This window comes from Actinoallomurus sp. NPDC052274, from assembly GCF_040679475.1.
In the GTDB taxonomy this organism is placed as follows: domain Bacteria; phylum Actinomycetota; class Actinomycetes; order Streptosporangiales; family Streptosporangiaceae; genus Actinoallomurus; species Actinoallomurus liliacearum.
In genome coordinates, this window is record NZ_JBFAUT010000114.1 from 1 (window position 1) to 12,583 (window position 12,583).

Genomic DNA, 12,583 nt, shown 5'->3' on the forward strand with positions numbered 1-12,583 from the left:
TCAACGTGTTGTGGGCACTCCTGCGTGACAGACGATGCCACCAACCCGCACCACCGGTCACCGCTGCCGCTTGACAACAGCATTAGGAAGCCTCCAGCAGGTGGTCGGCGGTGCGATGGTCGGTCACGAGGACGTTGCAGATGCCGCTCGCGACGATCGCGTGGCAGACCCGGTGCTTGGCGGCGCCGGCGGCCACGGCGATCGACGAGGTGCCGGCGCGCAGGTCCTCCAGCGCCACGCCGAGGGTGCGGCGATCGAGGTCCTCGCGGACGACCTGGCCGTTCGCGTCGATGAACCGGCCGACGACGTCGCCGACGCTCCCGGCCGCGGCGAGTGCGTCGACGTCGGCGGAGGTGAGGTAGCCGGACTCCACGAGCACCGAGTCATGCGTCAGCGCGCCGGGGCTGAACAGATAGGCGCCGCAGTGCCGGGCGAGTTCCAGCACGTCGGCCACTGACCGTTCGCTCTCCAGCGCCGCGCGGGTCGCGTCCTGCTCGACGATGGCCGGGACGGGCAGCAAGGTGACGGTGCCACCGCCGTGATGGGCGATGCGGCTGGCCATGTCGGACGCCGACGTCGGCCTGCGCGAGCGGCTCAGCCCTCCGTTGACCTGGACGACGTGCACGCCCCGTGCCCAGCCGGAGGGGATGTGGCCGGCGACCGCGTCGAGCGTGCGGCCCCATGAGACGCCGAGGGTGCGGGGCGCGGGGCGCAGGTCGGCGAGGTACTGCGCCGCCGCGGACGCCACCCGGTCGCGCAGTTCGACGTCGTCCGCGATGTCGTCGGCGGGGACGACGACCGCGTCCCGCAGGCCGTAGCGCTGGGTCAGGGCGCGTTCCAGCGCGTGCCGGCGATGCCGCGGGTGGACGATCTGGATCCGCACGATGCCGGCGGCGCGGGCCTCGGCGAGCATGCGCCCGACCTTCCAGCGGGTCAGGTGCAGCGCGCGGCCGATCTGCTCCTGAGTCAGGTCCCCTTCGTAGTACATCTCGGCGACGCGCAGCAGTTGGTGCTCGTACTCCGGTTCCTCGGCGGTCATCGCCGTCCCCCGCTCAAGGCGTGGGCCAGGTCCCGAGTCGCCTCCGTGGCCTGCCGGTACAGCGCGTAGCCCTCGTCGTAGGCGTCCGCGGGGGACGGCTCGATGAGCGTGGTCACCGGCGTGAACGCCGCCGCCGCGGCGGCCAGGTCCGGATGCTCGTCGGTGACGGCCGCGGCGATGACCGCGCAGGCGCGCAGTGTCAGGTTGTCACCGGCCACCAGCCGCAGCGGCCGGCCCAGCACGTCCGCGGTGACGCGCAGCCACAGCGGGTTGCGGCGAATGCCGCCGGAGACATAGATGTCCTCGACCGGCACTCCGGCGTCCAGGAAGGAGTCCAGGACCTGACGCGTCCCGTACGCGACGCCTTCCACGGCCGCGCGGTACAGCTGCGCCGGTGTGGTGCCCAGCGTCAGCCCGAGAACGGCGCCGCGCAACCGGGGGTCGCGCAGCGGCGTCCGGTTGCCCATGAAGTAGTCGAGGACGACCAGCCCGTGCTCGCCGGGATGGACCCCCTCCGCCTCGGCGAGGAGTTCCGGCAGCCGCTCGCGCGTTCCGCCGAGGATGTCCTCGCACACCCAGCGCAGCACGGCACCGGCGGACACCTGTCCCCCTTCGACGAGCCAGAAGCCGTCGCGGAGGGCGTCCGGGTACGGGCCCCAGATGGCGGGGGTGAACACGGGGTCCTCGATCTCGGCGACGAAGGCGTTGGACGTGCCGCAGACCATCGACAGGCGGCCCGGCGACAGGCCCCCTGTCGCCAGCAGGGACATGTGCGCGTCGATGCCGCCGACGGCGACGACCGGGCGGCCCCGCAGCCCGAGCTCCGCCGACGCCTCGCGGGTCACCTCACCCGCGGGCGCGCCCACCGGCAGCACGACGGGCGGCAGCTTCTTCGCCAGATCCGGCACGCCGAGCAGCTCGTACAGCCCGGCCGGATACCCCTCGCCGCGCGCGACGTGATTGGCCTTGCAGCAGGCGTTCATCCGCGAGCCGGTCCACGTGCCGGTCAACCGCCAGGTCAGGTAGTCGACCGCCTCGACGATGCGGGCGGCGGAGCCGTACGTCTCCGGCTCGTTGCGCGCCAGCCACATCGCCTTCGGGACCAGCCACTCCACGGCGTCGGCCCCGCCGGCGTAACGCAGCACCTCATGGCCGGTCCCCGCCGTCAGGTCGGATTCGGCGCCGGCCCGGGAGTCCATCCACAGGATCGCCGGACGGAGCGGGCGTCCCGCCTCGTCGAGCATGACGACCGTCGAGGCGGTCGTCGCCAACCCGACGCCCGTCACCTCCGGGTCGCCCGCCGTCGTCAGCGCCGTACGAGCGGCGACGACGATGGCGCGCCACCAGTCGTCGGGGTCCTGTTCGGCCCAGCCCGGGCGCGGGTACCGCGTCGGGTACCCGTGCTCTCCGGTGCCCAGGACCCGCCCGTCCGCGTCGAACACCGCGACGCGGGCCCCCTCCGTGCCGAGGTCGATCGCCAGCAACGCGGTCATGTCTCCTCCCCCGGCCGGAACAGCACCTTCGAGCTGAAGATCGAGCGTTCGCCGAGCCGGCGCATCGTCTCCGGGAGGGCGTCGAGGCCGAGCTCATGCGTGATCATGAACTTCCATCGCAGGGATCCGGCCGCCATGGCGTCGGCCGTCGCCCGCCATTCGTCGCCGGGGAACGGCGCGGAGAAGGAGTTCCACGCGCCGTGGAGGCTGATCTCGCGGCGGAGGAAGGTGTTGAAGGTCGATTTGGCGAACTCCACCGGGGCGTGGGGGATCCCGATGAAGGCCGCCTCACCGTGCCGGGCGCAGAGCGCGGCCGCCAGGTCCACGGTGGCCGGGTTGCCGGCCGATTCGATGACGACGTGGTAGCCGTCGCCCGCGAGGTCACGCGCCTCCTCCGCGCCGGTCGCGGTCTGGCTCGCCCCGGCCTCTCGCGCCATCGCGACCTTCTGGTCGTTCACGTCGACCGCCAGCACCTCGGAGGCGCCCGCCAGCCGCGCCCACTGCACCGCGAACAGGCCGATCGGGCCGGCGCCGATCACGGCGACCCGCTGGCCGATGCCGAGCCGGGTCCGCCAGATCGCGTGCAGGGCGATGGCGGCCGGGTCGATCATCGCGGCCGCCTCCGGGGCCACCCGGCCGTCGACGCGGAAGAGGTTCGACGACGGCACCGTGACGTACTCCGCGTACGCGCCGTCCCGCCTGCTGCCGAAGTAGTCATAGTCCGCGCAGAGGCTGAACTTCCCCTGCCGGCAGGGGTCGCAGGCGAAGCAGGGGATCAGCGGAGGCACGGACACCAGGTCGCCCTCGGCCACCCCGTCCACGCCGGGACCGGTCGCGACGACGACGCCGGCGAACTCGTGCCCGCAGATGATCGGCATCCGGTGGGCGCCGGCGCTCAGCATGCGGGCGATGTCGGAACCGCACACCCCGCAGGCCGCCACCTTGACCAGCGCCTCCCCCGGCCCCGGCTCCGGCCTGGGCACCTCCTCGACGCGGATGTCGCCGGGCGCGTGGAGGACGGCCGCACGCATGGTCTCAGGCACGAACGTTCCTTTCTGTGGATCTGTCCCGGGTCACGAGGAGGACCGGGCGAAGACGGTGTCGCCGGCCAGTCCGGCGGCGTTCGACGGATCGACGAGGGCCGTGCCGGCGTCGACGTAGGAGGGCGCCTGCCCGCCGTCGTGCGCCTTCGCCGCGGTCTGCACGGCCAGCTCACCCTCATGGATCGGGTCGTTGAGCGCGGTGGCGACGTACTGCCCGTTCGGGATCTGCTTGACCGCCTCCATCAGCCCGTCGACCCCGGCGACCTTGACGTCGGTGCGCTTGTTCTCGCGCAGCACCTGCAGGACCCCGAGCGCCATGTCGTCGTTGTGGGCGTACACGGCCTTCACGTCGGGGTTCGCCTGCAGGAGGTCCTGCATCGCGGTGACCGCCTTGGACCTGATGTAGTCGCAGTACGGCCCCTCGACGATCTTGATCTTCGGGTTGGACGCCACGCCCTTGTGGAAGCCGTCCCGGCGGTCCCGGGCCACCGCGCCACCGGCGTCGCCCTGGATCTCGATGACCTTGCCGCCCGCGGGCCCGAGCGCCTTGGCGACCCGCTCGCCCACGATCTGGCCCATCTTCACGTTGTCCCGGCCGACGTGGGAGAGGGCGCCGGAGGGAACCGGGCGGTCTACGGTGATGACCGGGATGTTCGCCGCCTTCGCCGCGGCGAGGCCGGGGGCGACACCCTTCGGATCGACCGGGTTCACCAGCAGGACGTTCACGCCGCGGGTGATCAGATCCTGGATGTCGTTGTTCTGCTTGGTGACGTCGCCGTTCGCGTCGGCGAAGAGCAGCTTCGCCCCGGCCTTGGCCGCGGCCTGCTGGGCGCCGTTCTTGAGCTGCACGTAGAAGGGGGACTGCTGGGTGACCTCGCTGAAGCCGATTACCAACTGGCCGCTCTTCTTGGTGTCCGCGGCCGAGGTACCGCCCGGCTGCGTCGACACCGAACACGCCGTCGCGGCCACGGCGACCGCCGCAACCGCCCCAACAAGGGAGATCTTTCGCATTCTGCCCTCCGGGTCCGTTTCTGGGCACCAGACGGTAGGCGCGGCGTTCACAAGGGCGCAACATGTGCGTAATACTTTGCTCATGTGAGCGCGGTCACTCCGTCACTCGGCCGCCGAGGACCGCGAACCTCGCACCTGACCTGCGGATCCACCACTCCGATGCGGCGCCCGATCGAGCGGGCGACCGCGACCGTGGCCCACGAGCGTCCACCCCGGCCCGCCCCGCTCCGCGGAACTCCGGCCGCGCGTCACCGCCCCTGTGGCCGCGGCATGGTCACCGGCGTCCGCTGCGCATAGAACGCAACGGACACCAGGAATCACGACGCGCCCCCTGCGCCATTACCGGCCCGGAGGGGTAAAAGGTCCTGATCGCACCGGCACGGCCGTCGGACTCGCACCTCGCCTCAGGCCTTTACATTTCGGATGAATGGACCAAAAAAGGTATCGGCGCGCTCTTGAAGAGCGCGCCGAACCGCCACCTCGGATCTTGTCCCAGCATGAGCGATCGGCCGCAGGCGCCGCCGCCTCAGCCGGGTCCGCGCCTACGCGAACCATGCCGGAGCACGCGCCACCTCGAGCGTCTGATCGCATTCCTCCCGGAATTGCACACAGCCCATCTCAGGAAGAGCGCCGAAGATCGCGGCCGGGTCGCACCAATATGGTGCGGACCCAAATAATGGACGGCAAGACCATGCCGAACGCACCGAACACCGGGACATGACAGAGCCGCGCCGGGTGAATCCACCCGGCTTATTCGTCGAATTCCAGGCCCAGTTGGCGGGCCGCCGCGTCCACGGTCTGTTCGAGCAGGACGGCGATGGTCATGGGGCCGACGCCGCCGGGGACCGGCGTGATGAGGCTCGCGCGGGTGAGGGCGGTCTCGAAGTCCACGTCTCCGACGTTGCCGGGGTTGTAGCCGGCGTCGATCACGACGGCGCCGGACTTGACGTCCTCGCCGCGGATGAACCGCGGCCGGCCGACGGCGGCGACCAGGATGTCGGCCTGCCGCACGATCGACGCCAGGTCGGCCGTGCGCGAGTGGCAGTACGTGACCGTGGCGTCGCCGGCCAGCAGCATCATCCCCACCGGCCTGCCGAGGATGGCGCTCCGGCCGACCACGACGGCGTGCCGGCCCGTGAGCTCGACGTCGTACTCCTCCAGCAGCCGCATGATGCCGCCGGGGGTACAGGACGCGAAGCCCGGCAGCCCGAAGCTCATCGCGCCGAACGAGTGCAGCGTGAGCCCGTCGACGTCCTTTCCCGGGGCGATGGCCTCGAACGCGGCGCGCTCGTCGATGTGCGGTCCGACCGGATGCTGGAGCAGGATGCCGTGCACGCCGGGGTCCTGCGACAGGGCGGTGACGGCGTCGACCAGCTCCGCCGTCGTGGTGGTGGCCGGCAGTCCCACGTGCCGCGAGGCGATGCCGGCGTTCTCGCAGCGGGCGCGCTTCATGCGGACGTAGGTCACGGACGCGGGGTCGTCGCCGACCAGCACGGTCGCCAGGCACGGCGGCGTGCCGGTCTCCCGGGTGATCCGCGCGGCCCTGGCGGCGCTGCGCTCGACGATGCGGCGGGCCGGGCCCGCGCCGTCCATGAGACGGGCGGTGTGCGTCTGGGTCACGGGCTGCTCCTGAACGGTCTGCATGAGGGCGGCCCAGGCGCACGGCACGATCGAGCGGGCCGCTCCCCGGTGGTGCTCCACCTCAGCGCCAGTCACGGCCCGCGATCCACTCTAGTGACTCCGCTCGCACCGGGAACACTCTCTGGGGCAGGACTCGCGTTCCCGGGGGGTGTTCGATGACGATCTCCGAACGGCCGGCGGCCGGTGTCACCGTGCCGGACACGAAGCTGGCCGCCGAGGCCACCGAGTTGATCCGCGACATCACGGACGAACTGATCTACCACCATTCGCGGCGGGTGTACTGGTTCGGCAGTCTCCAGGGCCGGGCGCGCGGCCTGAGCTGGGACCCGGAGCTGCTCTACATCGGTGCGATGTTCCACGACGTGGGCCTGGGCGAGGCGCACCGCGGGAGCGGCCGGCGGTTCGAGGTGGACGGCGCCGACGAGGCCCGTCGTTTCCTGCAGCGACATGGTGTGCCCGAGGACAGCGTCCGGCGGGTCTGGACGGCCATCGCCCTGCACACCACGCCCGGCGTCCCCGAGTACCTGGAGCCGGAGGTCGCCCTGGTCACCGCCGGCGTCGAGTACGACGTGCTGGGCATCGGCTACGACTCCATCAGCGACGCGGACCGGGCGGCGGTCGTCGCGCTGCACCCGAGGCCGGATTTCAAGCGCCGCATCCTGCGGGCCTTCACCGAGGGCGTCGCGCCGAGGCCCGAGACGACCTTCGGCAACGTCAAGGCCGACGTCCTGGCCCACTACGTGCCGGGTTTCACCCGCGGCGACTTCGTGACGACCATCCTGGAGTCGCCCTGGCCCGAATAATGGGGTCCGGTCCTTCGCCGCCGCTCAGTACGGTGTGCCGGTGATCACTGAAGGGACCTGGGCGATCGGCCCCGAACCGGTCGAGACGGCGGGACTGCTGCGGACCTATTTCACCGACGTCGCCTCGCGCTACTACGGCAGGCCGGCCACCGAGGCCGAAGTCGACGCCGCGATGGCCGAGGACCCCAGCGACGACCTCGCCTGCTTCCTGGTGGGGCGGTACGCCGGGGTGCCGTCCGGCTGCGTCGGCCTGCGGCTGGTCTCCCCCGGCATCGCGGAACTGACCCGGCTGTACGTCATCCCGGCGGCGCGGCGCACGGGCGGCGGCCGCGCGCTGCTGGCGGCGGCCGAGGAGGCGGCGCTCCGGCTCGGCGCGCGCGTGATGCGCCTCGACACCCGCCGCGACCTGGTCGAGGCCCGCGCCCTGTACGCCGCCCGGGGATACCAGGAGATCGAGCCGTACAACCACGGCCCGTACGCCGACCACTGGTTCGAGAAGCACCTCGGCCACTGAGCCCACGGACCTTGATCCCTGGCGATCGCCGCCCCTACAGCGCAGTGAATGCCAGTGAGCGAACCCGGACGGCCCACTGCCGCCGGGAAAGGGAGACGACGTGTCTCATGGATGGACGGCCGACCTGGTCCTGGGCGGGGTCGTGCTGGCGGGCGCGTCCGTGCAGCGGCTCGCGGGCATCGGTTTCGCGCTCGTCGCGGCGCCCGCGCTCGTGCTGCTCCTCGGTCCCGCCCAGGGCGTCCTGCTGTCGAACGCCGCGGCCGGTGCCATCAGCGTGATCGGGCTTGCCGGCGGCTGGCGGCGGGTCCGGCTGCGGGCGATGGTGCCGTTGGTGGCCGCCGCCGCCTGCACCGTGCCCGCCGGGGCGTGGGTCGCCGACCGGTTGCCGCAGGACGTGCTGCTCGCCGGGATGGGCGCGCTGGTGAGCGCGGCGGTGCTGCTCGTGGCGTACGGCGCTCGGCTGCCCGTCCTGCGGGGAACCTCCGGGGCGTTCGCCGCCGGTGCCGCGAGCGGTTTCATGAACTCGTCGGCCGGTGTCGGCGGACCGGCGGTGTCGCTGTACGCGGTCAACGCCGACTGGCCGGTGCGGGAGTTCGTGCCGAACGCGCAGTTCTACGGCGTCGCCGTCAACGCCCTGTCCCTCCTGGTCAAGGGCGCGCCCTGGCTCACCGGCCCTGCCTGGCTGCTGGCCACGGCCGGGATCGCGGGCGGTGCCGTCGCGGGGAAGGCCCTCGCGGACCGGATACCGGAATCCAGGGCGCGGCGGCTCGTGCTGCTGCTCGCGCTCGCCGGCGGCCTCACGACCCTGACCAAGGGCCTGTGGGAGCTCACCGGCGCGTGATCGGCCGGCCGGCGCGCCGTCGCCGCACAACGATCCCCGCGGCGGGCGAGCGGCCCGGCACCCCTGAAGGGCGGGCGGCGGTAGCGCAGGCGCTCAGCGCAGATGGCCGGACGCTCGCAGGTCGTCGAAGATGAGCTGATCGACCGGGGACACCCGGTCACGGTCGGCGTAGGAGAGCCAGACGACCTCCTCGATCTCGCTACTGGGCCCGAGGGTGCCGCGGTAGTCGCCGGTGTAGCAGGTCATCCGCACCGTCACGCCGTCCGGATGGCCGTGCGCCTGCGCCTCGTACGTGCCCAGGTGCGCCACCGTCTCGGGGACGATCGAGACGGTGAGCTCCTCCCGGACCTCGCGGGTCAGGGTCTGTGTGTCGCTCTCCCCCGCCTCCCGCTTGCCGCCGGGAAAGTAGTAGGCGTCCTTGCCACGCGAACGCGTGCTGAGGACCCTGCCATCCTCGACCCTGATCCACGCCACCTTGTCGATGACCGACATCTCACCTGCTCCGATCCCCGGACGACTCTGACCCGCCCGACCCTACCGAGCGTGGAACGGGCCGTTCGGAGGCGGTCGTCGCGGGCCGCCGCGGCGAACCGGGCGAGGCCGGGCGGCCCGGGGCCGCCCGACCAGCCAGCAGGCTCTTACCGGATCACCGTGGGTCTTCGTCGATCTCCGGGCGGCGCTCCGGGGCGCCGGGGACGACGTCGCGCTCGCCGGGCGCGATGACGCCCGCGCCGGTGTCGCGCGGGGTGCGCTGGACGGCGTTGAGGACGTGGTATCCGAGCAGGACGGCGACGGTGCCGAGCGCGATGCCCTGCAGCGGGAAGTCGCTCGTGATCTTCAGGGTCACGTTGCCGATGGCCAGGATGAGGCCCGCGGCGACGGGGACGAGGTTGACCGGGTCGCCGAAGTCGACGCGGTTCTCGATCCAGATCTTCGCCCCGAGCAGGCCGATCATGCCGTACAGCACGACCGTGATGCCGCCGAGCACGCCGCCGGGGGTGGCGGCCACCAGCGCGCCGAACTTCGGGCACAGGCCGACCAGGACCGCGACGATCGCGGCGACGTAGTAGGCGGCGGTCGAGTAGATCCGCGTGGCGGCCATGACGCCGATGTTCTCGGCGTACGTCGTGGTCGGCGCGCCGCCGACGGCGGTCGCCAGCACGGTGGTGGCGCCGTCCGCGGCGATGGCGCGGCCGAGGTACGGGTCGAGGTCGGCGCCGGTCATCGCGGCGACGGCCTTGACGTGGCCGGTGTTCTCCGCGATCAGGGCGATCACCGGGGGCAGCGCGACGAGGATGGCCGAGGTCTTGAAATCGGGGGCGTGGAAGTGCGGGAGGCCGAACCAGTCCGCCGTCTTGACGCCGCTCAGGTCGACGCGGAAGTGGGTGATGACCTTGCCGCTGCCGTCGGGGGCGGTGATCCGGCCCGCCGTCTTGTCGAGGACCCACGACAGCACGAAGCCGAAGACCAGGCCGATGAGGACCGCGATCCGGGACCAGAAGCCGCGCAGCACGACGGCGCACAGGACGACGACGGCCAGGGTGGCGAGCGCGACCCACTGGTCCTGCGGCCAGTAGACGTCGGCGACGACCGGGGCGAGGTTGAAGCCGATCAGCATGACGACCGCACCGGTGACCACGGGCGGGAAGATCCGGTGGATGACCTGGGCGCCGAGGACGTGGATGACCAGGCCGACGACGGCGAGTGCCGCACCGGCGACGAGGATCGCGCCGGTCACCTGGGCGGTGCTCCCGCCGGCCGCGCGGATGGACGCGACGGCGCCGACGAAGGAGGCGCTGCTGCCGAGGTAGCTCGGCACCTTTCCGGCGGAGACCAGCAGGAACAGGATGGTCGCGATCCCGGACATCATGATCGCGAGGTTCGGGTCCAGCCCCATCACGACGGGGAACACGAACGTCGCGCCGAACATGGCGACGACGTGCTGGGCGCCGATTCCGACGGTGCGGCCCCAGGACAGCCGCTCGTCCGGTCCGACGACCTCGCCCTGCGCGGGTGTGCGCCCGTCGCCGTGCAGTTTCCAGCCGATCGCCATGGGGTCCTCCCGGGGGGTGTCGCCGCGCGGGCATGGCGTAGCGGCCCGCCCGCGCTCGTGGAGCCGGTGCCTGCCCGGCCCGCGCGCGGGCGGTCGGGCCTCAGATTCCCCGCATGCGCAGCACATTCAGCGCGAGCGTGAGGTTGAGGCGGAGATGGGCGTCGTCGGTGAACGGGCCCAGCAGGCGCTCCAGTTTACCGATGCGGTAACGGAGCGTGTTGTAGTGGAAGTGCAGCCGCCGGGCGGTCTCCGCGACGTTGAGGTTGGTCTCCAGCAGCACCTGCAGGGTGCGCCGCAGGTCGACGGCCTCGGGGTCCTGGTCGCCGGCGAGCTCGCCGAGGGTCTCCCGGACGAAGGCGTGCAGTTCGGCGGTGTCCTCGACCAGGCTGAGCAGCCGGAAGACGCCGAGCTCGTCGAAGTGCACGACCGCTCCGTCGCCGTTCATCTGCCGCCCGACGCGTACCGCCCGGACCGCCTGGTCGTACGCGGACGGCAGGTCGCCGGGCTGCTGCGCCACCCGGCTCACCCCGGTGGAGAACGTCCGGTCCTGGTCGGCGAACACGGCGGCGGCGTCCTTGGCCAGCGCCGGCACGTCGCAGGCGTCGGCGGCGACGACCGCGACGACCTCGCCCGAGAATCCGGCCACCGCGGCGTTGCGGTCCCGGCGCCGGACCGCCGAGGTCCACGCGGCCACGAGCCGGTCCTGGAGGACGCGCTCCTCGGGACCGCGCGCCGGTCCACGGTCGAGGGCGGCGACGACCACGGTGGCGGGCCGGCCGAGGTCCCAGCCGAAGCTCGCGCTGTGCGCGATGAGGTGCTCGTCGGCGCCGGACCGGCCGGTGAGGACGTCGCGCAGGAAGTCGGCGCGGTACTTGCTCTCCACGGCCGACACGGCCTGCTGCTTGGTGATGACGAGGGCGACGACGGTGGCCACGCGTTCGAGGATCCCGACGTCGGCCGCCGCGACCCCGGCCACCGCCATCCGCCCGTAGGTGAACCCGCCCGCGACGACGGGCACCACGATCGGCCCGCCCGGCCCGGTTCCGGAGTCCTCGTCGTACGTGACCGGCCCGGCGGAATCGGGCGCGGGCTCCCCCGGCGCGGCGTCGGTGGGCCACACCGGAGCGACATCGGCCGGCGGCGCGTCCGGGAGGACCTCCGGCGTGGGCGCCTCGCCCTCCACGGCCGGTGGGACGTCCGTCAGCGCGCTCCGCAGCCGGGCCAGGAGCGCCTCGTCACCGGAGGCCGCGAGCCGGCGGCCGTCCCCGTCCAGGACGGCGACGGCGGCGTCCAGGAGGGTGGCGACCTCGTCGGTCACCTCCTGCAGGCCGCCGCCGCACAGCACGATCTGGATGAGGGCGCGGTGGACCTCCTCCCCACGCGCCAGGACCGCGGCCTGCCGGTTGAGGACGCCGGTCAGGACCTGGTTGAGGATGTCGTCGAACCCGGCGTCCTCGGGCAACCGGATCAGCGGGAAGTCAAGCCGGTCGGCCTGCTGGAGCATCTCGTCCGGCAGGCGGTCGAGATAGCGGCCCGGTTTGACGGCGAGGGCCGTCAAACCGCAGGCGTCCAGGTCGGCGACCAGCCGACCGAGGGTCTCAGGACTGTGGCGCAGCGGATAGCCGGTGGTCAGCAGCAGCTCGTACGGCTTGACGCAGGCGAGGACGTCGGGGACCTCCATGACGCCCAGGCGCTGTACGACACGGTCGAGGCCGCCCGCCCCGGCGACGAGCCGGGCGCCCGCCAGAGTCGGCAGGTCCAGAACCTCTTCAACGGACAGTCCGTACGCCGGCGTGCCGGAGCCGGCGGGACGCAGAGCCGGAGGACGAGATCCGCAAGAAGACGACATGGCCGCCCAATCTGCCGAAGTGACCCCCGAGTAACGATCACACGATGACGAGAAATACGAACGCTGGCAAGCATCCTTGGCAGGATTATCCATACGGCCATGGCTCGGAGCGGTTTACGTTCACGACCATGACACCCCGGCCGGGGCCGCGACCGAACCTGGCGGTCCGCGCCATTCGGGCCGGCGGGGGCGATCCGACCCATCGCGCCGCGGGAGGTCCGGATGAGGCCGTCCACCACCGCGGGGCGGCGACGCGGCCCGCGCACCGCCCCGGCGCTGAGCCGGCCGGGCGCCGC

11 protein-coding genes and 1 riboswitch are annotated in these 12,583 nt (G+C 72.4%); of the genes, 3 read left to right on the top strand and 8 right to left on the bottom strand.

What is annotated here, in order from left to right:
* Positions 1-82 precede the first annotated feature (82 nt).
* From AB0K82_RS43835 to AB0K82_RS43855, 5 genes are all read right to left on the bottom strand, one after another.
* Positions 83-1,039, bottom strand: a complete 957-nt coding sequence (locus tag AB0K82_RS43835) for a sugar-binding transcriptional regulator (protein ID WP_364409482.1) — start codon at positions 1,037-1,039, stop codon at positions 83-85.
* Positions 1,036-2,532, bottom strand: coding sequence for an FGGY-family carbohydrate kinase (locus AB0K82_RS43840; protein ID WP_364409485.1), 1,497 nt, complete (start codon positions 2,530-2,532; stop codon positions 1,036-1,038). Before AB0K82_RS43840 ends, AB0K82_RS43835 begins: the two co-directional genes overlap by 4 nt.
* Entirely contained in the window at positions 2,529-3,575 is a 1,047-nt protein-coding gene (locus tag AB0K82_RS43845; protein ID WP_364409488.1) for a galactitol-1-phosphate 5-dehydrogenase, read from the bottom strand. The genes AB0K82_RS43840 and AB0K82_RS43845 overlap by 4 nt, the downstream gene beginning before the upstream one ends.
* A gap of 30 nt (positions 3,576-3,605) precedes the next feature.
* Positions 3,606-4,586, bottom strand: a complete 981-nt coding sequence (locus tag AB0K82_RS43850; protein ID WP_364409491.1) for a substrate-binding domain-containing protein — start codon at positions 4,584-4,586, stop codon at positions 3,606-3,608.
* Between the two features lie 750 nt (positions 4,587-5,336).
* Positions 5,337-6,206 (bottom strand): bifunctional 5,10-methylenetetrahydrofolate dehydrogenase/5,10-methenyltetrahydrofolate cyclohydrolase, encoded by an 870-nt coding sequence (locus AB0K82_RS43855; RefSeq protein WP_364409494.1) that lies wholly within the window; start codon positions 6,204-6,206, stop codon positions 5,337-5,339.
* Positions 6,207-6,230: 24 nt separating this feature from the next.
* Positions 6,231-6,312: riboswitch (ZMP/ZTP riboswitch) on the bottom strand.
* A 70-nt stretch (positions 6,313-6,382) separates the two neighbouring features.
* Between AB0K82_RS43855 and AB0K82_RS43860 the strand changes: the two genes are divergently transcribed.
* The 3 genes from AB0K82_RS43860 (at position 6,383) to AB0K82_RS43870 (ending at position 8,385) form a co-directional block, all read left to right on the top strand.
* Entirely contained in the window at positions 6,383-7,030 is a 648-nt protein-coding gene (locus AB0K82_RS43860) for an HD domain-containing protein (protein ID WP_364409497.1), read from the top strand.
* Between the two features lie 40 nt (positions 7,031-7,070).
* Positions 7,071-7,544: a GNAT family N-acetyltransferase gene (locus tag AB0K82_RS43865; protein ID WP_364409500.1), complete on the top strand. Its 474-nt coding sequence runs from the start codon at positions 7,071-7,073 to the stop codon at positions 7,542-7,544.
* A 100-nt stretch (positions 7,545-7,644) separates the two neighbouring features.
* Positions 7,645-8,385: a sulfite exporter TauE/SafE family protein gene (locus AB0K82_RS43870; protein ID WP_364409503.1), complete on the top strand. Its 741-nt coding sequence runs from the start codon at positions 7,645-7,647 to the stop codon at positions 8,383-8,385.
* A 93-nt stretch (positions 8,386-8,478) separates the two neighbouring features.
* Here AB0K82_RS43870 and AB0K82_RS43875 read toward each other — a convergent pair whose 3' ends face one another.
* The 3 genes from AB0K82_RS43875 to AB0K82_RS43885 all read right to left on the bottom strand — a co-directional run bounded on the left by AB0K82_RS43875 (position 8,479) and on the right by AB0K82_RS43885 (position 12,287).
* Positions 8,479-8,877: an NUDIX domain-containing protein gene (locus tag AB0K82_RS43875; protein ID WP_364409506.1), complete on the bottom strand. Its 399-nt coding sequence runs from the start codon at positions 8,875-8,877 to the stop codon at positions 8,479-8,481.
* 154 nt (positions 8,878-9,031) lie between these two features.
* Positions 9,032-10,438, bottom strand: coding sequence for a solute carrier family 23 protein (locus AB0K82_RS43880; protein ID WP_364409509.1), 1,407 nt, complete (start codon positions 10,436-10,438; stop codon positions 9,032-9,034).
* A 100-nt stretch (positions 10,439-10,538) separates the two neighbouring features.
* Positions 10,539-12,287: a PucR family transcriptional regulator ligand-binding domain-containing protein gene (locus AB0K82_RS43885; protein ID WP_364409512.1), complete on the bottom strand. Its 1,749-nt coding sequence runs from the start codon at positions 12,285-12,287 to the stop codon at positions 10,539-10,541.
* Positions 12,288-12,583: the final 296 nt, after the last annotated feature.

Bases quoted from the DNA above. Each gene is read 5' to 3' on its own strand.
- AB0K82_RS43885 (WP_364409512.1), bottom strand. From the start codon at position 12,287: ATGTCGTCTTCTTGCGGATCTCGTCCTCCGGCTCTGCGTCCCGCCGGC.
- AB0K82_RS43835 (WP_364409482.1), bottom strand. From the start codon at position 1,039: ATGACCGCCGAGGAACCGGAGTACGAGCACCAACTGCTGCGCGTCGCC.
- AB0K82_RS43850 (WP_364409491.1), bottom strand. From the start codon at position 4,586: ATGCGAAAGATCTCCCTTGTTGGGGCGGTTGCGGCGGTCGCCGTGGCC.
- AB0K82_RS43880 (WP_364409509.1), bottom strand. From the start codon at position 10,438: ATGGCGATCGGCTGGAAACTGCACGGCGACGGGCGCACACCCGCGCAG.
- AB0K82_RS43860 (WP_364409497.1), top strand. From the start codon at position 6,383: ATGACGATCTCCGAACGGCCGGCGGCCGGTGTCACCGTGCCGGACACG.
- AB0K82_RS43875 (WP_364409506.1), bottom strand. From the start codon at position 8,877: ATGTCGGTCATCGACAAGGTGGCGTGGATCAGGGTCGAGGATGGCAGG.
- AB0K82_RS43840 (WP_364409485.1), bottom strand. From the start codon at position 2,532: ATGACCGCGTTGCTGGCGATCGACCTCGGCACGGAGGGGGCCCGCGTC.